The sequence below is a fragment of the Bacillus sp. FSL K6-2971 genome, assembly GCF_038006405.1.
GTDB classification, from domain to species: domain Bacteria; phylum Bacillota; class Bacilli; order Bacillales; family Bacillaceae; genus Bacillus; species Bacillus pumilus.
In genome coordinates, this window is sequence record NZ_JBBOVD010000001.1 from 1,876,201 (window position 1) to 1,900,459 (window position 24,259).

Annotated in this window: 19 protein-coding genes; 16 read left to right on the forward strand and 3 right to left on the reverse strand. The window is 41.1% G+C overall.

Annotation, left to right across the window (positions count from 1 at the left end):
• The first annotated feature begins 215 nt into the window (after nucleotides 1-215).
• From rny to mutL, 11 genes are all read left to right on the forward strand, one after another.
• Complete coding sequence (rny, locus tag MHI33_RS09705) at nucleotides 216-1,778, forward strand: ribonuclease Y (RefSeq protein WP_003211958.1); 1,563 nt, start codon at nucleotides 216-218, stop codon at nucleotides 1,776-1,778.
• Between the two features lie 88 nt (nucleotides 1,779-1,866).
• A complete protein-coding gene (locus MHI33_RS09710; protein ID WP_003212177.1) occupies nucleotides 1,867-2,661 on the forward strand; it encodes a TIGR00282 family metallophosphoesterase in 795 nt (264 codons plus the stop codon).
• 201 nt (nucleotides 2,662-2,862) lie between these two features.
• Nucleotides 2,863-3,123 (forward strand): stage V sporulation protein SpoVS, encoded by a 261-nt coding sequence (spoVS, locus tag MHI33_RS09715; RefSeq protein WP_029281188.1) that lies wholly within the window; start codon nucleotides 2,863-2,865, stop codon nucleotides 3,121-3,123.
• Nucleotides 3,124-3,325: 202 nt separating this feature from the next.
• Nucleotides 3,326-6,370 carry an efflux RND transporter permease subunit gene (locus MHI33_RS09720; RefSeq protein WP_340910869.1) on the forward strand — a complete coding sequence of 1,015 codons (3,045 nt, stop codon included), beginning with the start codon at nucleotides 3,326-3,328 and terminating at the stop codon, nucleotides 6,368-6,370.
• A 174-nt stretch (nucleotides 6,371-6,544) separates the two neighbouring features.
• Nucleotides 6,545-7,609, forward strand: coding sequence for an L-threonine 3-dehydrogenase (tdh, locus tag MHI33_RS09725; protein WP_340910871.1), 1,065 nt, complete (start codon nucleotides 6,545-6,547; stop codon nucleotides 7,607-7,609).
• A complete protein-coding gene (locus MHI33_RS09730) occupies nucleotides 7,609-8,787 on the forward strand; it encodes a glycine C-acetyltransferase (RefSeq protein ID WP_106065312.1) in 1,179 nt (392 codons plus the stop codon). Before tdh ends, MHI33_RS09730 begins: the two co-directional genes overlap by 1 nt.
• 158 nt (nucleotides 8,788-8,945) lie before the next feature.
• Complete coding sequence (gene miaB / locus MHI33_RS09735; protein WP_340910874.1) at nucleotides 8,946-10,472, forward strand: tRNA (N6-isopentenyl adenosine(37)-C2)-methylthiotransferase MiaB; 1,527 nt, start codon at nucleotides 8,946-8,948, stop codon at nucleotides 10,470-10,472.
• Between the two features lies 1 nt (nucleotide 10,473).
• Nucleotides 10,474-10,908: a RicAFT regulatory complex protein RicA family protein gene (locus MHI33_RS09740; protein WP_003211238.1), complete on the forward strand. Its 435-nt coding sequence runs from the start codon at nucleotides 10,474-10,476 to the stop codon at nucleotides 10,906-10,908.
• Between the two features lie 265 nt (nucleotides 10,909-11,173).
• Nucleotides 11,174-11,719, forward strand: coding sequence for an outer spore coat protein CotE (gene cotE, locus MHI33_RS09745; protein WP_003212450.1), 546 nt, complete (start codon nucleotides 11,174-11,176; stop codon nucleotides 11,717-11,719).
• Nucleotides 11,720-11,843: 124 nt separating this feature from the next.
• Nucleotides 11,844-14,435, forward strand: coding sequence for a DNA mismatch repair protein MutS (gene mutS / locus MHI33_RS09750; RefSeq protein WP_106067494.1), 2,592 nt, complete (start codon nucleotides 11,844-11,846; stop codon nucleotides 14,433-14,435).
• Nucleotides 14,436-14,440: 5 nt separating this feature from the next.
• Nucleotides 14,441-16,336 carry a DNA mismatch repair endonuclease MutL gene (gene mutL, locus MHI33_RS09755; protein ID WP_265208358.1) on the forward strand — a complete coding sequence of 632 codons (1,896 nt, stop codon included), beginning with the start codon at nucleotides 14,441-14,443 and terminating at the stop codon, nucleotides 16,334-16,336.
• 176 nt (nucleotides 16,337-16,512) lie between these two features.
• Here the strand turns inward: mutL and bslA are convergent, their stop codons facing one another.
• Nucleotides 16,513-17,046 (reverse strand): biofilm surface layer hydrophobin BslA, encoded by a 534-nt coding sequence (gene bslA, locus MHI33_RS09760; protein ID WP_044141854.1) that lies wholly within the window; start codon nucleotides 17,044-17,046, stop codon nucleotides 16,513-16,515.
• 125 nt (nucleotides 17,047-17,171) lie between these two features.
• Complete coding sequence (locus MHI33_RS09765) at nucleotides 17,172-17,567, reverse strand: hypothetical protein (RefSeq protein ID WP_106028924.1); 396 nt, start codon at nucleotides 17,565-17,567, stop codon at nucleotides 17,172-17,174.
• 567 nt (nucleotides 17,568-18,134) lie between these two features.
• Here MHI33_RS09765 and MHI33_RS09770 point away from each other — a divergent pair.
• From MHI33_RS09770 to MHI33_RS09780, 3 genes are all read left to right on the forward strand, one after another.
• A complete protein-coding gene (locus MHI33_RS09770; RefSeq protein WP_044141851.1) occupies nucleotides 18,135-18,608 on the forward strand; it encodes a CarD family transcriptional regulator in 474 nt (157 codons plus the stop codon).
• Nucleotides 18,609-18,920: 312 nt separating this feature from the next.
• Complete coding sequence (locus tag MHI33_RS09775; RefSeq protein ID WP_065097319.1) at nucleotides 18,921-19,670, forward strand: poly-gamma-glutamate hydrolase family protein; 750 nt, start codon at nucleotides 18,921-18,923, stop codon at nucleotides 19,668-19,670.
• A 165-nt stretch (nucleotides 19,671-19,835) separates the two neighbouring features.
• Nucleotides 19,836-20,984 carry a Rap family tetratricopeptide repeat protein gene (locus MHI33_RS09780; protein WP_044141849.1) on the forward strand — a complete coding sequence of 383 codons (1,149 nt, stop codon included), beginning with the start codon at nucleotides 19,836-19,838 and terminating at the stop codon, nucleotides 20,982-20,984.
• A 92-nt stretch (nucleotides 20,985-21,076) separates the two neighbouring features.
• On the opposite strand, the gene MHI33_RS09785 is transcribed toward MHI33_RS09780, so the two are convergent.
• Nucleotides 21,077-22,402, reverse strand: coding sequence for a S8 family peptidase (locus MHI33_RS09785; RefSeq protein ID WP_340910881.1), 1,326 nt, complete (start codon nucleotides 22,400-22,402; stop codon nucleotides 21,077-21,079).
• 585 nt (nucleotides 22,403-22,987) lie between these two features.
• On the opposite strand from MHI33_RS09785, the gene MHI33_RS09790 reads away from it, so the two are divergent.
• Nucleotides 22,988-23,722, forward strand: a complete 735-nt coding sequence (locus MHI33_RS09790; RefSeq protein WP_044141847.1) for a poly-gamma-glutamate hydrolase family protein — start codon at nucleotides 22,988-22,990, stop codon at nucleotides 23,720-23,722.
• Nucleotides 23,723-23,799: 77 nt separating this feature from the next.
• Nucleotides 23,800-24,249, forward strand: coding sequence for an OsmC family protein (locus tag MHI33_RS09795; RefSeq protein WP_050944954.1), 450 nt, complete (start codon nucleotides 23,800-23,802; stop codon nucleotides 24,247-24,249).
• The last annotated feature ends 10 nt before the right edge of the window (nucleotides 24,250-24,259 follow it).

Genomic DNA, 24,259 nt, shown 5'->3' on the forward strand with positions numbered 1-24,259 from the left:
CGCCTCAGTCTGACTAGCTTGACAAGTATTTCCGACACAATTACAATGGAAATGTATCACTTGTTTTTCTTAACATGATTGATAACTAATTTAAACTTGACAAGGGCAGTGAGGATCTCATTCCCTGTGAAGGCCCTGTATGTTGAGACACAAAACAATGTACATGCCGACACTTTATTTGTAAAACCAAGTTCATAGCAAGAGGAGGTGAAAATATGTCGCCTACGATGTTTACGATCATCTCCATTTTGCTGAGCCTAATCTGTTTAGTTGTTGGCTACTTTGTTCGTAAAACCATTGCAGAAGCAAAAATATCCGGCGCAAGAAACATGGCCGAACAAATTGTTGAGGATGCAAAGCGTGATGCGGAAGCATTGAAGAAAGAAGCGCTCTTAGAAGCGAAAGATGAAATTCATTCGTTTCGTGTAGAGGCAGAGCAAGAAGTTCGTGAAAGACGTAATGAGCTTCAAAGACAAGAAAACCGTTTACTTCAAAAAGAGGAAAATCTTGATCGCAAAGACGAATCTTTAGATAAACGGGAGTCCCTGTTGGAGAAGAGAGATCATTCTCTGAATGAACGACAACAACATATTGAAGAGATGGAAAGCAAAGTGGATGATATGATTCGTTTGCAGAAAGCCGAGTTGGAACGTATTTCAAGTTTAACTCGAGATGAAGCGAAACAAATCATTCTGGATCAAGTTGAAAATGAGCTTTCCCACGACATTGCAGTCATGACGAAAGAATCTGAAAACCGAGCGAAAGAAGAGGCTGATAAAAAGGCGAAAAACATTCTTTCACTTGCGTTACAGCGTTGTGCAGCTGATCATGTAGCTGAAACGACGGTATCTGTAGTCAATCTTCCAAATGATGAGATGAAAGGTCGTATTATCGGACGTGAAGGACGAAATATCCGTACGTTAGAAACGTTAACAGGTATTGACTTGATCATAGATGATACACCTGAAGCTGTTATCCTATCGGGCTTTGATCCGATTAGACGTGAAACAGCGAGGATAGCTCTGGACAAGCTAGTCCAGGATGGCCGCATTCATCCTGCACGAATTGAAGAAATGGTGGAAAAATCACGCCGTGAAGTCGATGATTATATCCGTGAGATGGGTGAGCAAACGACATTCGAAGTCGGAGTTCACGGTCTGCATCCGGATCTCATCAAAATTCTCGGTCGCTTAAAATTCCGTACAAGTTATGGACAAAATGTCCTGAAGCATTCAATTGAGGTTGCACATCTTGCAGGTCTCATGGCTTCAGAGCTTGGAGAAGATGCAAAGCTTGCAAAACGAGCAGGTCTTCTGCATGACATTGGAAAAGCCATTGATCATGAAGTAGAAGGAAGCCACGTAGAAATTGGCGTTGAGCTTGCGACGAAATATAAAGAGCATCCTGTTGTCATCAACAGTATTGCCTCTCACCACGGTGACCAAGAACCGACATCTATTATCGCTGTTCTTGTTGCGGCAGCAGATGCATTATCTGCAGCACGCCCTGGTGCAAGAAGTGAGACGCTTGAAAATTACATTCGGAGACTTGAGAAATTAGAAGATATCTCTGAATCTTATGAAGGTGTTGAAAAATCGTTTGCGATACAGGCTGGACGTGAAGTCCGTATTATGGTGAAGCCAGATTCAATTAATGATCTTGAAGCTCACCGTCTAGCAAGGGATATTCGTAAGCGGATTGAGGACGAGCTCGATTACCCTGGTCACATTAAAGTGACGGTCATTCGAGAAACTCGCGCAGTAGAGTATGCAAAATAGAGCGGTGCGCTTAGCGCCGCTTTATTTTTTTGTGTAAATATGCAACACTGATAAGAAGTCAATTTATAAGAGAAAGGGTTCAAAGCGCATGAAAATATTATTTGTTGGAGATATTGTCGGTTCACCTGGACGAGACACACTGAAAGAATACTTACCAAAGCTAAAGAAGAAATATCAGCCCCACTTTACCATTGTCAACGGAGAAAATGCTGCTCATGGAAAAGGGATAACTGAAAAAATCTATCATGAACTGCTGCAAGCAGGAGCTGACGTGCTCACAATGGGTAACCATACTTGGGATAAAAGAGACATTTTTGATTTCATCGATGACGCTGCCAACATGGTTCGTCCGGCGAACTTCCCAGAAGGTACACCTGGTAAAGGTCTGACATTTATAAAAAAACAAGGGAAAGAATTAGCCGTCATCAACCTGCAAGGACGTACTTTTTTACCCCCACTTGACTGCCCATTTCAAAAAGTAGACGAGTTAATTGCGGAAGCATCCAAACGTACACCGTTTATTTTTATTGATTTTCATGGTGAAGCCACAAGTGAAAAGCTAGCGATGGGCTGGTATACAGACGGCCGTGCATCATGTGTCGTTGGAACGCATACACATGTTCAAACAGCAGATAATCGCGTTTTGCCAAAAGGAACTGCGTATATTTCAGATGTGGGAATGACAGGACCTTATGATGGCATTTTAGGTGTTGATCGGGAGACGATCATTAAACGATTCAAAACAAGTCTTCCAGTCCGTTTTGAAATTGCAGAAGGCCGCACGACATTAAGTGCAGTGATCGTAGAAATTGACGAACAGTCGAAAAAAGCTGTCAAAATTGATCGAATTTTGATAAATGATGACCATATTTTCTTTGAATAAATGTTCACATATTTATTTCAGAAAAATATTAATCAGAAAGAAGGAATATGCGCCCTCTATCGTGAATATAGTAAAAATGGTAGGTAGCCTGCTATTTTTGAAAAACATTTTGGGGATGGATTTTCAAAAAATAGCATCATCTAACAAAGATTGTTCTAATGAACACTCACTTATCCATTGTAAATTTAAGGGGGAGCAGAAATGGAAATTTTAAAAGTTTCAGCAAAGTCAAATCCGAATTCAGTAGCAGGAGCATTAGCAGGCGTTTTACGTGAACGCGGTGCAGCGGAAATACAAGCAATCGGCGCTGGAGCGCTGAATCAGGCGGTCAAGGCTGTAGCCATAGCAAGGGGATTTGTTGCACCAAGCGGAGTGGATTTGATATGCATTCCAGCCTTTACTGACATTCTTATCGATGGAGAAGAAAGAACAGCCATCAAATTGATTATTGAGCCACGATAATTCTAATTTTATTATTTTCAACCTGCTTACATCATGTAAGCAGGTTGTTTTTGTTTACCACTATACATTTCTTATATAACATATTCAGTTCATGAAATAGATAAAAATGACATATTAGAGCTTGCATTTTTTCACCATGATGATAAATTAAGATTAAGTTAAAAATACTTCATCAAAAATAAATATTTAAGTAGGTGAAATAATGGTTGAAGCTTTTTTGAAAAGAGGAAAGCTTGTTTTTATTTTATTTTTTATTGTTCTCATTGCTGGCGGCTATTTATTTACGCAGCTTCCTAAGCGAGAACTGCCAGAATTCCAAGCGAATATTGTCACAATTTCCACCGTGTTTCCGGGTGCGGATGCAAAACAGGTGGAAAGTGATGTAACCAATAAGCTCGAATCAGCCATATCTGATATCAATGGTGTAGAGAAAACGAGCTCTGTTTCTGCCATTGGGTTTTCAAATATTGTGCTTGAAATTGATGATCAAGCCGATTTTCAAAAGGTGGCAAGTCAAATTAAGAACGAAACCACAAGTGCTGCGTCGTCCTTTCCTGACGGAGTGATGGAGCCTGATGTAAAGGATGAGTTTGGCAACGTGCCGGTTGGTTCTTATATGGTTGTGGCAAGTCAATCAGCAGGCTTAGCAAAAAGTCAGGAATCGCTGCGTGCGTTGAAGGAAAAGGTTGAGGACATCAAAGGGGTAGACAGTGTCGTCATCAAAGGATTCAATGATAAGCAAGCGGTATTAAACTTAGATTCAAGCAAACTGGAGGATGAAGGGTTAAATGTAACGGATGTCACAAATGCCATCAATCAGGAATTTGATACATCTCCACTAGGCGACATTCGGACAGGCGGCGAGAAGGTCAAGCTGTCCATCAATACCTACGACCGTTTGGATCAAGTGAAAAAGCTTGAGCTTTTCTCCAAAACGAACCGTGAACCGGTCACAATCAGTCAGCTTGGCATTTTAAAAGAAGTAGAAAAAGAGAAAAGTGACATTGTGTCGTATAACGGAAAGCCCGCCTATTCATTTACAGTCAATATCAAACCAGGGCTTGATATCCCTAAAATGTATGACAAAGTCAGTGATGTTATTGAGAAAGAGAAGCAGCTTCCAAGTGGTGTCGAGTGGGTAAACTACTATTCACAAAAAAGTGAAGTGGATGCCATTTTTAATGATTTGATAAAAGAAGCCATTGTTGCGGTCATCGCTGTTATTGTTGTCACCACACTTGGTCTTACCATTGGCGGTGCGTTTATCGTTTCACTTGCCATCCCATTATCAATCACAATCGGAACGATTCCGCTGCCATTTTTACAAGTGGACCTCAATCAGATTTCGATTATCGGCTTTATCATTGCCCTAGGAATACTTGTCGATGACGCCATTGTCGTCAACGATAATATATTAAGACAGATGAAAAAATATGAAAGTCCGCTGAAAGGAACGATTGCAGGGGTCAAAGAAGTTGCAGGGTCTATTTTGACATCAACACTAGCGGTTGTGTTTGCTTTCTTGCCACTTGTTTTCCTATCAGGTGCAAACGGTTCATTTATACGAGCATTACCGTCTGTTCTCGTAACGACTGTACTTGCGTCTATGGTGATTTCTCTGACACTAGTGCCAGTCTATCAATATACCGTGAACCGAAAAAGACAGAACAAGAAAATTCAAAAAGAGCCAGGATTCCTAGGCAAACCGTTAAAAAAATTAGCTGATTTTTATGCAGACCGTGTGCTGACGAACATTGTGAAGCGTCCGCTGCTTATTGGCTTAAGTGGTTTGCTTGTTGCAACGCTTGCCTTTTTACTGATTTTCGTCACACCATTTGAATTTTTCCCTGCAGCGAATAAGAAAGAAGTGGTTGTCACTGTCACACTTCCAAGTGAAACAACATTAGACAAAACAAATGAAACATTAGAGAAAATAGAACAAGAGATGAAACAGCAGAAAGGCATTGAAGAAACGGCGATCTTTGCAGGCGGCGGTGTACCGAACCTGTTTAATGAAAGTATTTCAAATGCAAGTGATCATACTGGTCAGGTTGTCGTGAGAGTAGACAATGATCAGATGACGAGTAAACAATTAATAGATCGTATGACAGAGCCATTGCGTAAGAAATTTAAAGATGCTGATATCTTTATGAAAACCATTGTTCAAGGACCGCCAACTGGTGCGCCTGTGACAGTAACCATTGCGGGTGACTCTTTTGCAAAGCTCATTGATGTCAAAGAAACGCTCACAAGTGAAATGAAAGAAAAAGGAGCAAGCTTGATCACTGACGATGTCAATCAGCCAGTAAAAACGATCTCCTTTGAACTAAACCGTGACCGAATGGCAGAAGATGGTCTCAGCGCTCAGTTTGTCAGCAGACAGCTCGGTCTTGTGACAGAAGGTATGCCATTAGGCAGCTTTAAACAAGGAACAAAAGATATCGACTTAGTGGTCAGACAGGATGTAGGTACACATCAAAATGGATTAAAGCTAAAAGAAATAAAAGTGCCTGTCAATTCAAATGAAGGCGGTATGCCTTCACTCGAGCCACTTAGCCGATATGTAAAAGAAAAAGAAACAGAGCAGTACGAAAGCATTCCACATGAAAATGGAATTCCGACCATTACGCTGAAGGCGTACCCTGGCACGTCAGAGTCGTTTAAAGACGACATGAAAGAAGTCGTCGATCAAGTAGGAAAAATGGATGAAGCGAAGAATTTAGCCATTTCTCAAGGCGGAGAAAATGAAGATCAAACCCAGTTCTTTGTTGAAATTAGTCTCTTATTTGGGGTTGTCTTGCTGCTCATTTATGTGACCATCGCTTTCCAGTTCAATTCATTGATGCTTCCACTATTAGTTCTAGGAACGGTTTACTTAGCGATATCTGGAGCTGTTATCGGACTGTTTGTCACCCAAACGCCGTTCAGCTTTATGGCAACAATGGGAATTGTCTCATTAGCTGGTATCGTGGTCCGAAATGCGGTTGTCTTGTTCGAATTTATTGAGCAGCGGCGTAAGCAGGGATTCGATCAACAGACAGCTGTCATTGAAGCGGGGAGAGCAAGGATCAGGCCAATTTTACTAACAGCATTTACGGCACTTGTCGCCCTTATGCCTGTAGCATTAAGTAATGATCCGCTCTTTAAGCCGCTGGCCATCTGCATTGTATCGGGTGTCTTTTTCTCAACAATTTTGACACTATTAATCGTACCTGCCTTATATATTGCCGTTTCAAAAAGACGGTGACGCAAAAAGCAAATCTCCTTTTCTACGGGGATTTGCTTTTTTTTTAGAAAAATATCCAAAAGAATATGTGGAGTGTTCATTTGTCTTTTTGCAGAGGACAATGGTATTTACGACGAAAAAAAGACGTGTTAAAATCTCATTGGGAGAAGTTTTTTAACAAAGGGGTTGTACGTCATGTGTGGAACGATGAAAGCGATTGTTAAAAAAGAAAGCGCTTACGGAGCGGTGCTGATGGAGATGCCGATTCCAGAAATCAATGATCATGAAGTATTGATTCAGGTAAAAGCCACATCGATATGCGGAACAGACGTGCATATTTATAATTGGGATGACTGGGCAAAGGGAAGAGTTAAAGCGCCCTACATTTTTGGACATGAATTTACAGGGGAAGTTGTCAAAACGGGGAACCAAGTCTCACGAGCAAAAGTAGGGGATTTTGTATCGGCAGAGACACATGTTGTATGTAATCAGTGCTCTATGTGTTTAACTGGGCAGCAGCACTTGTGCAATGAAACGAAAATTTTAGGGGTAGACATTGACGGCTGTTTTGCTGAATATGTCAAAGTACCTGAACAAAATGTGTGGCACAATCCAGCTCAAATGCCAGTAGAGGTTGCGTCTATCCAAGAGCCGCTTGGAAATGCGGTTCATACAGTACTGCACACACCTGTTTCAGGTAAGTCAGTGGCGATTTTTGGCTGCGGACCAATCGGTTTAATGGCGATCGCCGTCGCGAAAGCTTCCGGTGCTGTCCAAGTGTTTGCTGTCGATCAAAACGAATATAGGCTGGATATTGCCCAGAAAATGGGGGCAGACCATATCGTGGATATTGGAAAAGATGATCCTGTTGAGGTGATTAAGCAGTTCACACGGATGGAAGGGGCAGATGTGGTATGCGAGATGTCAGGACATCCAGTTGCCATTAATCAAGCTCTCGAAGCGTGTGCAAATGGAGGGAAAGTCAATATACTAAGCTTGCCAGAACGACCAGTGACCATTGACATTACGAATCAAATTGTTTTTAGGGGATTAACCGTGCAAGGAATCACGGGGAGAAAAATGTTTGAGACGTGGCGTCAAGTATCTGAGCTATTAAGAACGAATACCATCGATGTCCAGCCAGTTATCACCCATGCGCTGCCATTTGAACAGTTCGAAAAGGGATTTGAACTCATGAGAAATGGTACGTGCGGAAAAGTCGTACTGATCATGCCATCAAACCAAAGGGGGAAGAAATGATGAAAGAATTCACGTATTTACAAAATGAACTGGAAACAATGAAGCAGCAAGGCATCCACCAAACATTGAAAGAGATTGACTCAAAACAATCATCCACTGTGACATTAAATGAACAATCGGTCATACAGCTCTCCTCAAATAACTACTTAGGCCTCACCTCACATCCAAGGCTGATGAAAGCGGCAAAAGAGGCCATTGATGAATTCGGTGCTGGTACGGGGTCTGTACGAACCATCGCTGGCACAATGACGATGCACGAACGTCTTGAAAAAAAGCTCGCTGCATTTAAAAAGACCGAGGCAGCCCTTGTGTTCCAATCAGGCTTTACGACCAATCAAGGGGTCTTATCAAGTATCCTGACAAAAGATGATATTGTGATTTCAGATGAACTGAATCATGCCTCAATCATTGACGGCATCCGGTTAACAAAAGCAGATAAAAAAGTATACGGTCATTCCAATATGGAAGAGCTTGAGAAAATTTTAAAAAAATCTATGAATTACCGCGTGCGTCTCATCGTCACAGACGGTGTGTTCTCAATGGATGGAGATATTGCGCCACTTCCTGAGATTGTCAGGCTCGCAGAAGCATATGATGCATTTGTGATGGTAGACGATGCGCATGCCTCGGGCGTGCTTGGTAAAAATGGCCGCGGGACAGTCAACCATTTTAAACTCGACGGCAGAGTGCACATTCAGGTTGGGACACTTAGTAAGGCTGTCGGAGTCCTTGGCGGCTATGTAGCGGGTTCAGCCGTTTTAATTGATTATTTAAAGCATAAAGCAAGACCGTTTTTATTCAGCACCTCACATCCGCCAGCTGTGACTAGAGCGTGTGAAGAAGCGATTGAAGTGCTGTTAGATGAACCGGAGCGAATCGATACACTTTGGGAAAACGCCGCCTATTTCAAAGAAAAGGTCGTCAGTCTTGGGTTTCAAGTTGCACCGACAGAGACACCGATTATCCCCATCATGATTGGAGATGAAGCCCTTACTTTTCGTTTTTCAAAGGCTTTAATAGACCGAGGCGTGTTTGCTCAAGGCATCGCCTTCCCAACTGTGGCAAAAGGAAAAGCGAGAATTAGAGCCATCATCACAGCCGAGCACACAAAAGAAGAACTAGACCGTGCACTGACGATCATCGAAGAAGAAGCAAAAAAACTAAACATACTTGATTGAGAGAGCGCGGGCTCTCTTTTTTTAATAAAGAGATTGGCTGTGACCTTCTTGATGAATAGCCATTTTTTATAGAAAGACTGTATATGAATTTATTTTCAATTCACGACAAAATAGTCTATACTGTAGGGTGGAGCTTGGTTTGAAAGGAGTACAAATTCATGAATGAAGAGCAGAGAAAAGCGAGCGGACAAGTAAGTTCATCGGACAAAAAATCCGAGAAGGACTACAGCCAGTATTTTGAAGCTGTGTACATTCCGCCTTCTTTAAAAGATGCAAAAAAACGGGGTAAAGAAGAAGTCGAATACAATCAATTTCAAATTGACGAGCGTTTTCAAGGGTTAGGAAACGGGCGCAAGTTTTATATTCGCACATATGGCTGTCAAATGAATGAGCATGACACAGAAGTGATGGCTGGTATTTTTATGGCGCTTGGTTATGAACCGACAAACTCAACGGAAGATGCAAATGTCATCTTATTAAACACTTGTGCAATTCGTGAGAATGCCGAAAACAAAGTGTTCGGAGAGCTTGGTCATTTAAAAGCATTAAAGCGTGAAAAGCCAGATTTAATTTTAGGTGTCTGCGGATGTATGTCGCAAGAGGAATCTGTCGTCAACCGTATTTTGAAGAAACATCCATTTGTTGATTTGATTTTCGGTACACACAACATTCACCGCTTGCCAGAGCTGTTATCTGAATGCTATCTTTCAAAAGAAATGGTCATTGAGGTTTGGTCAAAAGAAGGCGATGTCATTGAAAACCTTCCGAGAGCCCGCCAAGGAAAAATTAAGGGCTGGGTGAATATTATGTACGGTTGTGATAAATTCTGTACATACTGTATCGTCCCTTACACGCGCGGTAAAGAAAGAAGCCGCCGCCCTGATGAAATTATTCAAGAGGTCAGACGTTTAGCGGCAGAAGGATATAAGGAAATTACCCTTCTTGGTCAAAACGTGAATGCGTATGGAAAAGATTTTGAAGACATGGAATATGGTCTTGGACACTTGATGGATGAGCTGCGTAAAATCGATATTCCGCGTATCCGTTTTACAACAAGCCACCCACGTGACTTTGACGATCACTTAATTGAAGTGCTTGCTAAGGGTGGGAACCTTCTCGATCATATTCATTTGCCAGTTCAATCAGGCAGTTCTTCTGTCTTGAAGCTTATGGCGAGAAAATATGACCGTGAACGTTACCTTGAACTTGTACGCAAAATCAAAGAAGCGATGCCAAATGCTTCATTAACAACGGATATTATTGTTGGGTTCCCAAATGAGACAGATGAGCAATTTGAAGAAACACTTTCCCTCTATCGCGAGGTTGAGTTTGATGCTGCTTATACGTTCATTTACTCTCCAAGAGAAGGAACACCAGCAGCGAAAATGCAAGACAACGTGTCAATGCATGTGAAAAAAGAACGTCTGCAGCGCCTGAATGCCCTCGTGAATGAAATTTCTGCGAAAAAAATGAAGGAATATGAAGGGCAGACTGTCGAAGTATTAGTAGAGGGTGAAAGTAAAAACAACCCTGAAATCCTAGCCGGATATACAAGTAAAAGCAAGCTTGTGAATTTTAAAGCACCAAAAGAAGCGATTGGCAACATCGTCAAAGTGAAAATCACACAAGCCAAAACTTGGTCTCTTGACGGAGAAATGGTTGGAGAAGCTATCGAGGTGAATTAAAATGACGCTTTATTCAAAAAAAGAGATTGTCGAGCGCGCAAGAGAGCTCGCTAAAATGATTTCTGAAACAGAAGAAGTTGATTTCTTCAAGAAAGCAGAAGCGCAAATCAATGAAAATACAAAAATTTCAACGATTATTAATCAAATTAAGGCGCTTCAAAAACAAGCTGTGAATTTAAAGCATTACGGCAAACATGAAGCCTTAAAGCAAGTGGAAGAAAAAATCGATGCCCTGCAAGAAGAACTGGATGAAATCCCAGTGATTCAAGAATTCAAAGAGTCACAAGTGGAAGTCAATTCCCTGCTTCAGCTTGTAGCGCATACGATTTCTAATCAAGTAACAGATGAAATCATTCTTTCAACCGGCGGTGACCTCTTATTAGGAGAAACCGGTTCAAAAGTGAAAAACTCATCACCAAGTTGCTCCATTAAATGAGAAAACCCCGCAAATGCGGGGTTTTTTGTTTTGCTATCATCATTTTTTGAAAGAACAAAAATCTCACTTCCCATTCTACTTCTTGCTTCGTCACCCCAAAATCTCTCACTCTCCAACTTTTCCAATTTTCAAGGCAAGTTTATGGGCGACCATGCATACACTGAAACAGAAATGAATTTAATTGAACATGAAGTTCAAAATCGTGACACACTAGACGAATGCCCAGCATAAGATAAAACGATCAAGAACAAGGAGGCATGCCGGAATGTCTGAATACAGAGAAATTATTACAAAAGCGGTGGTTGCAAAAGGGAGGAAATTCACCCAAAGCACACACACCATTTCTCCATCGCAAAAACCAACCAGCATCCTAGGTGGTTGGATCATTAATCATAAGTATGATGCTGAAAAGGTCGGTAAAACTGTTGAGATTGAAGGAACCTTTGATATTAACGTATGGTATTCTTACGCTGATAACACAAAAACAGAAGTCGTCACAGAACGGGTGAAATATGTAGACATCATCAAACTGAGATATAAAGATAAAAATTTCCTTGATGATGAGCACGAAGTGATTGCAAAAGTGCTGCAGCAGCCGAATTGCTTAGAAGTGACCATTTCTCCAAACGGCAATAAAATTATCGTTCAAGCAGAGCGGGAGTTCATTGCTGAAGTGGTAGGAGAAACAAAAATTGTTGTAGAGGTCAATTCAAGCTGGAAAGAAAAAGATGATCATGAGTGGGAAGAAGAGGTGGATGAGGAGTTAGAGGATATTCATCCAGAATTCCTAGCGGGTGATCCAGAAGAGTAATTGATGACTAGGGCGCATATCCCCCTAGTTTTTTTGTGTCCTATCTAGGAGAAAAAAGGTGATTTTTTATGCTATAATGAAAGATGGTATGAATTCGAATGTAATATAGTGAGGGATTAGAAATATGGCAAGTTATACGCCCATGATACAGCAATATTTAAAAATCAAGGCAGAGTATCAAGATGCCTTTTTATTTTTTCGCTTAGGCGATTTTTATGAAATGTTTTTTGATGACGCAAAAGAAGCGTCACAAGAATTAGAAATCACGCTAACAAGCAGAGATGGCGGGACCATACCAATGTGCGGTGTTCCTTATCATTCTGCTTCTGCATACATAGAACAATTGATTTCAAAAGGCTACAAGGTCGCGATTTGTGAGCAGGTGGAAGATCCTAAAACGGCAAAAGGTGTGGTCAAAAGAGAAGTCGTTCAACTCATTACACCAGGTACGGTGATGGATGGTAAAGGCTTAAGTGAAAATGAAAACAACTTCATTGCCTCTGTGACAAAATTTGAAAGTGGATATGGACTTGCACTTTCCGATTTATCTACTGGTGAAAACATGGCGGCTTTCATTGATCGATTAGATGAAGTCGTGTCTGAAATTTATTCTGTCGGTGCAAAAGAAATTGTGGTGTCAAAGCAGCTGGATGAGGAAACAGTCAAGACCTTAAAGGATCGGTGCCAAGCGACCATTTCATACGAAGATAGTGATGAATTGATCGATGAAGCTGAGCGGCTCGTGTCCCGCCTGAGCGAGCAACTTAGATCGGCCTTTTTGACATTATATGCTTATTTAAGAAGAACGCAAAAAAGAAGTCTCGATCACCTTCAGCAAGTTCAAGTGTTTGAGCTCGAACAAACAATGAAAATTGATCTTTACTCAAAACGAAATCTTGAATTAACAGAGACGATCCGCTCAAAAAGCAAGAAGGGCTCTTTGTTATGGCTGTTAGATGAAACAAAAACAGCGATGGGTGGAAGGCTGCTCAAGCAATGGATCGACCGGCCGTTAATTCGGCTTTCGCACATTAAAGAACGCCAGGAAATGGTGCAAATTCTCATGGACCATCTCTTTGAACGAGAGGATCTGCGTGAACGGTTAAAGCAAGTATATGATCTCGAACGTTTAGCGGGCCGTGTCGCATTTGGCAACGTAAATGCCCGTGATCTCATTCAGTTAAAGGAATCCTTAAAACAAGTACCAGCCATTAAAGAGCTTGTGCACTCACTGCCAGAGGAAATGGCAAAATCAAGAGCGAATGAGATTGATCCTTGTGGCGACTTGCTTAATTTATTAGAAGATGCACTTTATGAAAATCCGCCGATGACGATAAAAGAAGGCAATTTGATTAAAGATGGCTACAATGCAAAATTAGATGAATACCGTGATGCCAGCCGAAACGGAAAGGACTGGATTGCACGTCTTGAACAGCAGGAAAGGGAATATACCGGCATTCGCTCCTTAAAAGTCGGGTTTAATAAAGTGTTTGGTTATTATATCGAAGTGACACGCGCAAATACACATCTGCTGGAGGAAGGCCGTTATGAAAGAAAACAAACGCTTGCCAATGCAGAGCGGTATATCACACCTGAATTAAAAGAAAAAGAAGCACTGATACTTGAAGCAGAATCAAATATTAACGAATTGGAATATGAACTATTTACAGCTCTCAGAGAACAAGTGAAAGTCTATATTCCGAGATTACAGCTGCTTGCAAAACAAATGAGTGAGCTGGATGCGCTTCAATGCTTTGCGACTGTCAGTGAAAAACGCCGTTATATCCGTCCTGAATTCTCAGAGGATGAGGTGGATGTCATAGATGGTCGTCACCCAGTCGTTGAAAAAGTGATGGATCACCAGGAGTATGTACCGAATGACTGCCATATGGGAAATGGCCGGCAAACCTTACTCATTACTGGACCAAATATGTCAGGGAAAAGTACGTATATGAGACAAATGGCGCTTATCTCCATTCTTGCGCAAATTGGCTGCTTTGTGCCGGCATCGAAGGCAACTCTTCCGATCTTTGACCAAATCTTTACACGCATTGGGGCGGCAGATGATTTGATTTCTGGTCAGAGTACTTTTATGGTAGAGATGCTCGAAGCAAAAAATGCAATGGTGCATGCAACGAAAAACAGCTTGATTTTATTTGATGAAATTGGACGCGGGACAAGCACCTATGATGGAATGGCTCTTGCACAGGCGATCATTGAATTTGTTCACGATCATATTGGTGCCAAAACGCTTTTTTCCACACATTATCACGAGCTGACAGTTCTTGAATCTCAATTAAGCGAGCTGAAAAATGTTCATGTACGTGCTGAAGAGCATGAAGGCACGGTCGTTTTCTTACATCAAATCAAAGAGGGTGCAGCTGATAAAAGCTATGGTATTCATGTAGCGCAGCTTGCTGAATTGCCTGATGCGATCATCGATAGGGCCCAGACCATTTTGACGGAGCTTGAGAGCGGATCACATGAAGTGACCCCGCACGTATCTGCAGCTCCAAAAACAGAAAAGGCTGAGGAAAAGCAGCAGCTTTCTTTCTTTGAAGTAGAAGAAAAACCGCAAACCAAACCAGTTCTAAAACAGAAAGATCAAGCGGTGATCGAGGAATTAAAGTCATTCAATCTAATGGATATGACTCCGCTCGAAGCGATGACTAAGCTATATGAATTGCAAAAGAAATTATCATGTAAGGTGAGGTGAGCAAAATGGCAAAGATTATTCAGTTATCCGATGACCTATCCAATAAAATTGCTGCAGGTGAAGTAGTCGAGCGTCCAGCTTCTGTCGTAAAAGAGCTTATGGAAAATGCAATCGATGCAAGTAGTACAGTGATTGAAATCGATGTAGAAGAAGCAGGTCTTTCCTCTATTAGAATGATTGATAATGGTGTTGGAATCGATGCTGAAGATTGTAAGCTCGCCTTTCAGCGCCATGCAACGAGTAAAATCAAAGATGAGAATGACCTGTTCCGTGTCAGAACGCTCGGATTCAGGGGAGAGGCGCTGCCAAGTATCGCATCTGTCTCTCATCTAGAAATGAAAACAAGTACTGGTGAAGGAGCTGGAACGCACCTGGTGCTGCAAGGCGGAAAGATCATTTCAGAGAAAAAAACCTCTAGTCGCCGCGGTACCGAGATCGTCGTTACCAACTTATTTTACAATACACCGGCCCGCCTAAAATACATGAAAACCGTTCATACGGAGCTTGGCAATATATCAGATGTCGTCAATCGAATTGCGCTGGCTCACCCAGAAGTATCGATTCGCTTGCGTCACCAAGGAAAAGTCCTGCTTCAGACGAATGGAAACGGGGATGTGCGGCATGTGCTTGCGGCCATTTACGGGACAGCTGTTGCGAAAAAAATGGTGCCACTTCATGTGCAATCACTTGATTTTGAAGTGAAAGGATATATCTCCTTGCCAGAAGTGACAAGGGCATCACGGAATTATATGTCTTCTGTTGTAAACGGCAGATATGTCAAACATTTTCCTCTCGTGAAAGCGGTCCATGAAGGGTATCACACGCTGCTACCGATTGGCCGCCACCCGATTACATTTATTGAGATGAAGATGGACCCCATTTTAGTGGATGTGAACGTTCATCCTTCGAAGCTTGAAGTGAGACTTAGTAAAGAGCAGGAACTTCATGAGCTAATCAAACAAGGAATTAAGGAAGTATTTCAAAAGCAACAGCTCATTCCAAGTGCTTCGGTGCCAAAGAAAGCACCAATGCCAGCGATCAAAAATGAGCAGCAATCCTTAACCTTTGATGCGAAAAAAGGAAACACAAACGAGGCGAAAACATCCTATCAGCCGGAGCCTTTCGAATCGGTTGTATACGAGACGAATCAGATGAGCACATACGGGACGCCTACGCAGGAAATGACAGGTGCATCATCACCCGTATTTAATGAAGATGCTCCATCTGAGCGTGTTCATGTAGAGGAATCCGCCGCTTCTCTTGAATATGAAGAGTCAGAACTGAGAGAAGATGCTGCAGAAACCATTTCAGAAAACGAACGTGTTCCCGTCATGTATCCCATCGGGCAAATGCACGGCACATATATTTTGGCTCAAAATGAACGTGGGCTTTATATTATCGATCAGCATGCGGCCCAGGAGCGAATCAAGTATGAGTATTATCGTGAGAAAGTAGGAGAGATCAAACAGGAAGTGCAAGAAATGCTCGTTCCATTAACATTCCACTACTCGAAAAATGATATGCTGATTATTGAAGAGCATAAAGAGATACTAACGAAAGTGGGTGTCTTCTTAGAGCCTTTCGGTTCAGGAAGCTACATTGTTCGGTCGCATCCGCAGTGGTTTCCAAAAGGGGAAGAGGCTGAACTGATCGAAGAGATTATAGAGCAAGTGCTGGATGAGAAACGTGTAGATATCAAAAAATTAAGAGAAGAAGCGGCAATCATGATGAGCTGCAAAGGCTCTATCAAAGCAAATCGTCATTTGCGAAATGATGAAATCAAAGCACTATTAGATGAACTCAGGCAGACAAAGGATCCTTTCACTTGTCCGCACGGCCGGCCGATTATCATTCATCACTCGACATATGAAATGGAGAAAATGTTTAAGCGGGTCATGTGATCAAATAAAAGAAGACAAAGGGCTAAAATAAAAATCATTTTAGCCCTTTGTCTTCTTTTCAGCGTGATAGAAAGCCTTTGCAGCCCTAGGAAAGACGAGTACCGGAACGCAGACCTGACACCGAATGCGAGGGTTTGTCTACACGCTGAAGCGCTCTTATTAGAGCGCTTTTTTATTTAGCATCCACACGGATCTGGCGGTGTGACCACAACTGGTCGTGTTTGAATATCAAGGGTATCCTCTGCATAAAATTTAGAACCAATGCTAAGCGCACGGTTTTCTGCGCGGAACGTGTATGTACCTGCAGCAGGAAGTACTTTATGTGAAAGTTGTAATTTATATTGTGAGATTCCTAATAAATCGATTCTAGCTGGAATGCGAACAGTTTTTCCACTGTTCAAAATGTAGCTATCTTTTAATGCTTTTCCGTTGAAGATGTCTTTTGTTGTCGCTTGAAAGCCTGCAGGTAATGTGAACTCAATGGCACCGATACTTAACACAGAATTTGGGCGGTATGTTAACTCAATGTCAGAAAAAGACCATTCCTGCTTACTTGTACCTGTAATTTTCGCATAAAGTTCTGCTGGTCTGGCATTTGTTGATGCTTTGCCTTCCTCTGTGGCTCCTTCAGCGGATGCGGCAATCGGTACCGATAATGCCATGACCAGTGTCAGCATCCCCATCATGATCATTGTCCATGTTTTTTTCATTTCTTCATTCCCCCTTGTTGATTATAGGTAAATAATAGATGATTTAATCCATTATTTACCTATAATGTTACCATATCCCTATGTGGTATTAAATGGTATATTATACCCTTATTTTGTCATTTTGTTTAGTAATAACGGGGAAAATGAGCATTTGGTTGGTTCATTCCGTACCCAAAGCCTGGCATTTGTTGATTCGGCATCATCATTTGCATATCTTGATATCCGTATGGATGATATGGCATCATTCCATATCCACCATAGTGGCCATGATAATGGTGATCCTTCATTGGAACATGCGAAAAGGGGTCATGCTGATTTGGAAAAGGCGGATAGGCTGAATGATGATGCGGATAATGTCCGCTGTACTTATCTTTTTTACCATGATAATGGTTTGGCATATTCATATGATCATGCATGTTTGGCGCGACCACATGCTCATGATTGGCTGTATACACATTCTCAAACGTATGGTACGGATTTCCTTCGTGATGATGATTCATTTGGCTATTCATATTGTTCATTTGATATCTCATCCTTTATGTCAGGTTGCCATATCCTATGAGCATGATCCGTTTCATGAGCCTATCCATATGAAAAAAACCGGCTTTTCAGCCGGGAAAACAAAAAGCAGGTGAAAGCGTCAGGTGCTAATATGAGAAGCCATGTCTTCTTCTACGACGCTTCTTACAACTGCTGCAGACACTTTTAGGGTAATAATAGGGATCGTAGCTTCTAGAAGTATCCCAGAAATCGCTCTCAAACCAATCATCTTTTTTATGATGAAACTTTTTTTCTTTACATGGGTCCTCATGGCAATGATCGTCATGCTTTTTATAACAGTTTGAGTGGGAATGTTTGCACTTGCATTTGCACATTGTCATCCCTCCTAAATGTGACTCAATGCTAGTATATGAACGAATAAGACAAGGGGACTGGATGATGGCGCATCTTTTGTAAAAAAGGCTTTTTCTGAAAAATTTAAATGAAAAGAATTGACTAGTGCTAAAATAACATGATAAAATGTAAATTTTTATTCGCCGATGAAATGTGTTATAATCAAATTGTGAATACTTTCGGAGGTGGCGGATTTGTTTCAAATAGGTGATAAAATTGTTTATCCTATGCATGGTGCCGGTGTGATTGAAGGAATGGAAGAAAAAGAGATTTTAGGTAAGACGGAAGAATATTTTCTGATTCAAATGCCGAATATGCAGATGATGATCCCAAGAGGCAGAATCAATCAACTAGGTATACGTCAGGTAGCAGATCAAGCAACGCTGAAAGTTGTGATGAACAATTTTGCAGAAGAAACAAACGACGACACGCTTACTTGGAAGCAAAGATATGATGAAAATATGAAAAAGCTAAAAACAGGTGCGATCGAAGATGGTGCAGACGTTGTCAAAGATCTGATGAGACGAAATCAGAAGAAAGCATTAAATTCAAGTGAAAAGAAGATGCTTGAAGATGCTCGAGGCATGTTAGTGAGTGAAATTTCTCTTGCACAAGGGCTTTCACAAGATGAAGTCCTTTCAGCTTTAGAGAATGAACTAAGAGTTTAATGATGGATATACAGTAATTGGCTGTAAACAGAAGGGTATCCCTTTTGTTTACGGCTTTTTTTGTTTGAAATCAGAAGAATATGTCCATTTTTGTAGGTGATTTTAACTAAAGTTAAAATAAGGTCATACGATGCAGTTTTTATTCAAGCAGCGAATATTCAAAGAAGTCAGAAATACCTAGAGCGGCATAAAAAAACAGGAAAGTTCTCCTGATTCGTTTAAATGAGCCGGACAACCTTTGAATTCTGTTAGCCATTGATAGTAAAATAATGCGATAAGATGACACCTTAGAGAATGAAAAGGAGCGGTGAAATGAAAAGGCTACTGATATGTGGATTCATCTTTCTGATCCTATGTGCTCTTTTAATGGTGAAATGCGGCCATTCTGTTCAAGAAAAAAAAGAGCAAAAGCAACATCAAGAAGAGGTAGAAAAGTATCAAAAAGAGCGAAAAAAAGGGGATCAATATGAAAGCTTTAAACAGCTTATCAGGCATGAAAAAGAAGGCTATGAAATAGAATTTCACGAAAAGGGCGGAAGTGATTTACTCGTCTTTTCTCCTCATGGAGGGGAAATTGAACCAGGAACAAGTGAAATTGTAGAAGCATTTCAAGAAAGGTACTCTACGTATTTGTTTGAAGGAATGAAACAAGAGAATAATCGTGATTTGCATATTACAAGCACCAAGTTTGATGAACCGATATTGGTTCAAATGATTAAAACGTACCCCTTCTCCATGTCCATCCACGGCTACAAAAGTGATAAAAGGCACACGCTAGTTGGCGGTACAAATGAAAAAATGCAAAGAGCAGTTGTACGAGAATTAAAAGATCGAGGATTTTCTGCAGAAATGGTGCAAGAAGGCGAACGGCTTTCAGGAACAGACCCTAAAAACATTAATAATCGAAATGCAAGTGGTGAAAGCGTTCAGCTAGAAATTAGTACGGCACAGAGAGAGGCCTTTTTCGACCATTTTGATACGAGAAAAGGAAAGAAAAAAGCATTCAGACGTTATATCCGTGCTTTAAAAGAAGTATTAAGAGAATTTGACCCATCTTCATAGAAAAATCGTTTTGATGGGCAAAAGTACTCTATTTAAACTTGGTAAAAAAGATAGAAATATGCGAAATGAACATAAATTATGCAATAAATTACAATTTGCCTTGAAAACATAAATTATGTAAAATAATAGTTATCAGTTTGATATGATAGAATGGGGCTGAAGTGGATGGCACATAAAATACCATCTTCCGAAGTAGGTGTAAAGATCAATCAATGGTACACGCATATTTGCAAATTTGAAGTCGAACAAGCAAACGATATGAAGCGCCTTGTTGAAGAAGAAATTCATGAGATGGAAGAAGATCAAGATTTACTTCTATATTATTCTCTAATGGATTTTCGCCATCAACTGATGCTTCAGCATTTAACGCCAGTCCATGCAGCGAGTGAAACACTTCAAGCCGTGTCTTTTCCGAAAGAAATGGAAGATGGAGAAGATGAGATGACAGGCTTACTTGGCTATTACTTTCATTTTTTTCATGGAATGTATGCGTTTATCCAGCGCCGGTACATCGAGGCCATTTCCTATTACAAGCATGCGGAACATCAACTGATCTTAGTGACAGATGAGATTGAAAAAGCGGAATTTTACTATAAAATCGCTGAAGTATACTATCATATGAAACAAACTTATTTCTCCATGCATTATGCTAAAAAGGCGAGAGACATTTATAAGAAACATCAGCTTTATGGAAAAAGAAGCATTCAATGTGATTTTGTCATGGCAGGTAATTGGATTGATGTGAGTCAGCACCAAAAAGCGCTTCCTTACTTAGAAAAAACGTTAAAGGTCTGTGAAGCGATGGAGCGGAAAAAGTGCACATCTTATTTTAAAGCAATGGCTCTTAATAACTTAGGAGCTTGTCATTATAGTATGGGAACGTACCATACAGCGACAGTCTTTTTTGAACAAGCCATTTCCCTTTATCAAAAAGATCAAGCATCCACGATGATCAAATCATTATTTTCACTTGCTCTTACCTGGTTTAAACTCGGAGATATCGAGCGAGCGGGTGAGGCTATACGTAAAGGAATGAACGAGGCTTGTTTATTGGAAGATGAAATTTATCAGTTGAAATTCCAATTTTTGCAGGCGCTTTATATAGAAAAAGACAGTTGTGAGCAATTAAGATCGGCACTATTTGGACTGCGAAGCAAAAAAATGTTTGCTGATTTAGAGGAATTAGCACTTGATGCGGCTAATTATTATAAGGAACGCGACATGTACAAGGAATCCTCCACTTTTTTTGAGATTGTGATCGAAGCGCGTACGCACATTCAAAAAGGAGATGAGATGTATGAGAACGAAGCATAACATGTCAGCTGATCAAGTAGATGAAAGACTTCACACGTAATAACAGACAAAAACAACACCCTTTACGAATCAACGTAAAGGGCTTTTTTTATTTATTCTTTGATGGCTTTTTCTGCGTCAATGGCACCTGCTCCGTAAATCATCGGGTCATCCCCAGGCCACTTGCTTGTATTTTCTTTTAACAAGGTTTTGACCTCATCGGGCGTTAAATCTGGTGAATGCTCTAATAGAAGAGCACAAATACCAGCGCAAATCGGTGTTGCCATAGATGTGCCAGATAACGTCGTGTAATCATCATCGACTCTACTTGATTTGTCGAGTTTATCTAGAAAGGATCTTGGTGATCTGAGAGAGACGATGTTTACTCCTGGTGCAAGGATATCAGGCTTTGTCTCACCATAAACAGTAGGACCTCTGCTTGAAAATGGTGCCACGATATCATCGTTTGATTCTGGTGTATTCCGGTCATCAAAAGCGCCAACCGTAATCACTTTTTGACTGACGGCAGGGCTCGCAATCGTTTGGCTGTTAGGACCAGAGTTTCCGGCTGCGACGCATACTACAATGCCTTGATCCCAAGCAGCATTGACAGCACGCACCATCGGATCGTCCTGTTCGTCATCATAACGCTGAGCATCTCCGCCTAGTGACATACTCATAATATGAATCGGATCATCAGGGTGATCTTCATTGAACTGAATGCACCATTCAACCCCTTCTATAATAGTAGAAAGCGATCCAGCCCCTTGTTTATTTAACACTTTTACGCCAATTAAATGAGCTTTTGGAGCAGGTCCTTTGTACAAGCCATCTGAGGCCGCTCCGTCTCCAGCTACATCTCCAGCGCAGTGAGTGCCATGCCCGTTATCATCATAAGGCTTTGTTTTTTGCTTGACTAAGTCCACAAAATCGCGAATCCTTCCTTCTAAATCTTCATGTGGATAAATTCCTGTGTCAATGACAGCGACTGTAATGCCTTCCCCAGTTAAGGCTGTACCGTTTCGGATGACTTCATCCGCGTGACTTGCTTGTGTGGCAACATCCAGAAGTGCATGAACTTTCCGGTCTAAATAAATTTTACGAATATGCTCACCATTTGCTAACAGCTCCTCTAAAGCAGCCGGTGTTAGGTCTGCAGCGCAGCAGTCGATATGTGAAAAGTGCCGTTTGATATTTGTTTTTCTACTTTTTTTCATGAGCTGTTTTGTGCTTTGAATCCCTGCTTCGACCGCGTCTTCCTTAAATTCAATAATCACACGAAGTTTCTTTCTCTTCTTTAATCTTCCTTCAAAGAAACGATGAAGAAAGCATGGCGTCCATTTAAAAGGTTTATAAAGGTGAAGGACGGCCTCTCTTAAAGGCTGATCCAGTTTACTAGCATGTGTCCTGACCATTTGTACCATCGAAAATCCAAACATGTGATGCCCTCCATTCTAGCTATCCATTCTTGTACACTCTTACGTTATGAGAATGAGAGCTGCTTTGTTCGGATTCTTGTCCCTTCTTTTCTTCATATTGGCGGCTTACTCATTTCTGATGAAAAAGAAAAGCGCTTACATTTTGTAAAATAATAGAAAAAGGTGGAAAACATGTAGAATCAGCCGATGATAGGTGGGAGAGTTCTTCTTAGAGAACCGGTGAAACAAACGATTTTGCAGAAAAAAAGGAGGGGTTAGACAGGGTCAATGCTCATACAAATGTGACTTGTCACAGAGGGGAAAAATCAAATCCATATAAAAAGTAGCCGAATTAAAGAAAACAGACTGGATAGAACTAGGTCATTTTAAACATAACTTCATTTGTCTGTCATACTATTCTAACTCTGTTTTCAAAGACGAGAGGCGTTTCTGTGTATATAAATGCAATTATCTTATTTTTGAGGAATCTCATGATCTAGAGTGTTATGATCAAATTTGAAGAGAAAAAGTGGAAAAAATGAAAAGAAATGATGATTCAATATAAATCATAGAAACGGCTTAGAAATCTGTTAAAGGAGAACGGGAATGAAGAAGTTTTTTGCTTTGCTTCTCCTGCTTGCGATCGGATGGGGCGTTTATTATACAATGCAAGCACAGGAACCTGATGAGCCATTGTCATCAGGTGGGGAAGACGAAAGCGGTTCAAATGATATTTATAGCAATTTTAAAGAACTGGAAGAAAACGAATCAACAAGCAGCTATCAAATTACAGCCAACCCAGTGCCTGGAAGCCGTCTTCTTGTGATGTCACCCCATGGCGGGAGAATTGAAGGCGGCGTGAGTGAGATCGTCCATTTTTTCGATAATGATTTCTCTACGTATTTGTTTGAAGGTTTAAGAGAGAATGCGTCAGAACTTCATGTGACAAGTACAAACTTTGATGAGCCAGTCGGCGTCGCGCAGGCAAAAGCACACGATTATATCTTAGCAGTGCATGGATACAAAGGTGAGGAAGGCATTGACCATACGCTCGTTGGCGGAACAGATTACGACCGTGCAGAAAAAATAGTGAACTCATTAGAGCGGAACGGATTTTCTGCTGAACTGGCTGTCGCACACGCAACCCTGAGCGGAACAAGCAATCATAATATTAATAATCTTACTAAAACAGGGCAAAGTGTACAGCTAGAGATTAGTAGAAGTCAGCGTGAAGCTTTATTTGACAGTTTTGACTTTCGGCGGCGGTCGAGTACAAAAAACGAGACGTTCTACCGGTATGTCAGGGCGATTCGGACAGTGCTGGATGAGGAATATACATAAAGATGGTGCACATGTTAAGACAAGCAGCGTGAATTCTTGTTACACTATAAAAAGTGATAACAAAAGGAGAGACAAATATGGCGCGTCATCATTTTCATCTTCAGGCGAGCTGGCCTGGCCTGCGCAACGATGTGGGTACAATCTCATGCGAACAGTTAAAAACGAAGATTTCAATTCCAAAAGAAATGGACGGTCCCGGCATCGGAACAAATCCAGATGAGATGCTCTTAGGTGCAGCGGCTACGTGTTATATTATTACACTTGCCGCTATGATGGAGCGGAGCCAATTAGAAAAAGAGGATCTCACAATGAGTTCTGAGGCTGTCGTAGATGTGACAAATGGTGTGTTTACATATGAAAAAATCATTCACCGGCCTGTCATCATCCTCAAAGCCTCTGCTTCTCCGCAAGATATTGAGCTTGCCCGTAAGCTCGCGCACAAAGCCGAAAGCTCATGTATGATCTCAAGAGCTGTTCAAGGAAATGTGGACATTTCCTTAGAAGAAACCATTCAAGTCGGCGGGTAAAAACAAAAAG

What these genes read in the sequence shown, in the direction of transcription:
- mutL (WP_265208358.1), top strand. Translation starts at nt 14,441, where the DNA reads ATGGCAAAGATTATTCAGTTATCCGATGACCTATCCAATAAAATTGCT.
- MHI33_RS09740 (WP_003211238.1), top strand. Translation starts at nt 10,474, where the DNA reads ATGACGCTTTATTCAAAAAAAGAGATTGTCGAGCGCGCAAGAGAGCTC.
- MHI33_RS09720 (WP_340910869.1), top strand. Translation starts at nt 3,326, where the DNA reads ATGGTTGAAGCTTTTTTGAAAAGAGGAAAGCTTGTTTTTATTTTATTT.
- MHI33_RS09785 (WP_340910881.1), bottom strand. Translation starts at nt 22,402, where the DNA reads ATGTTTGGATTTTCGATGGTACAAATGGTCAGGACACATGCTAGTAAA.
- bslA (WP_044141854.1), bottom strand. Translation starts at nt 17,046, where the DNA reads ATGAAAAAAACATGGACAATGATCATGATGGGGATGCTGACACTGGTC.
- MHI33_RS09710 (WP_003212177.1), top strand. Translation starts at nt 1,867, where the DNA reads ATGAAAATATTATTTGTTGGAGATATTGTCGGTTCACCTGGACGAGAC.
- MHI33_RS09790 (WP_044141847.1), top strand. Translation starts at nt 22,988, where the DNA reads ATGAAGAAGTTTTTTGCTTTGCTTCTCCTGCTTGCGATCGGATGGGGC.
- miaB (WP_340910874.1), top strand. Translation starts at nt 8,946, where the DNA reads ATGAATGAAGAGCAGAGAAAAGCGAGCGGACAAGTAAGTTCATCGGAC.
- spoVS (WP_029281188.1), top strand. Translation starts at nt 2,863, where the DNA reads ATGGAAATTTTAAAAGTTTCAGCAAAGTCAAATCCGAATTCAGTAGCA.
- MHI33_RS09780 (WP_044141849.1), top strand. Translation starts at nt 19,836, where the DNA reads ATGGCACATAAAATACCATCTTCCGAAGTAGGTGTAAAGATCAATCAA.
- mutS (WP_106067494.1), top strand. Translation starts at nt 11,844, where the DNA reads ATGGCAAGTTATACGCCCATGATACAGCAATATTTAAAAATCAAGGCA.
- rny (WP_003211958.1), top strand. Translation starts at nt 216, where the DNA reads ATGTCGCCTACGATGTTTACGATCATCTCCATTTTGCTGAGCCTAATC.
- cotE (WP_003212450.1), top strand. Translation starts at nt 11,174, where the DNA reads ATGTCTGAATACAGAGAAATTATTACAAAAGCGGTGGTTGCAAAAGGG.
- MHI33_RS09795 (WP_050944954.1), top strand. Translation starts at nt 23,800, where the DNA reads ATGGCGCGTCATCATTTTCATCTTCAGGCGAGCTGGCCTGGCCTGCGC.
- MHI33_RS09775 (WP_065097319.1), top strand. Translation starts at nt 18,921, where the DNA reads ATGAAAAGGCTACTGATATGTGGATTCATCTTTCTGATCCTATGTGCT.
- MHI33_RS09765 (WP_106028924.1), bottom strand. Translation starts at nt 17,567, where the DNA reads ATGAACAATATGAATAGCCAAATGAATCATCATCACGAAGGAAATCCG.
- tdh (WP_340910871.1), top strand. Translation starts at nt 6,545, where the DNA reads ATGTGTGGAACGATGAAAGCGATTGTTAAAAAAGAAAGCGCTTACGGA.
- MHI33_RS09730 (WP_106065312.1), top strand. Translation starts at nt 7,609, where the DNA reads ATGAAAGAATTCACGTATTTACAAAATGAACTGGAAACAATGAAGCAG.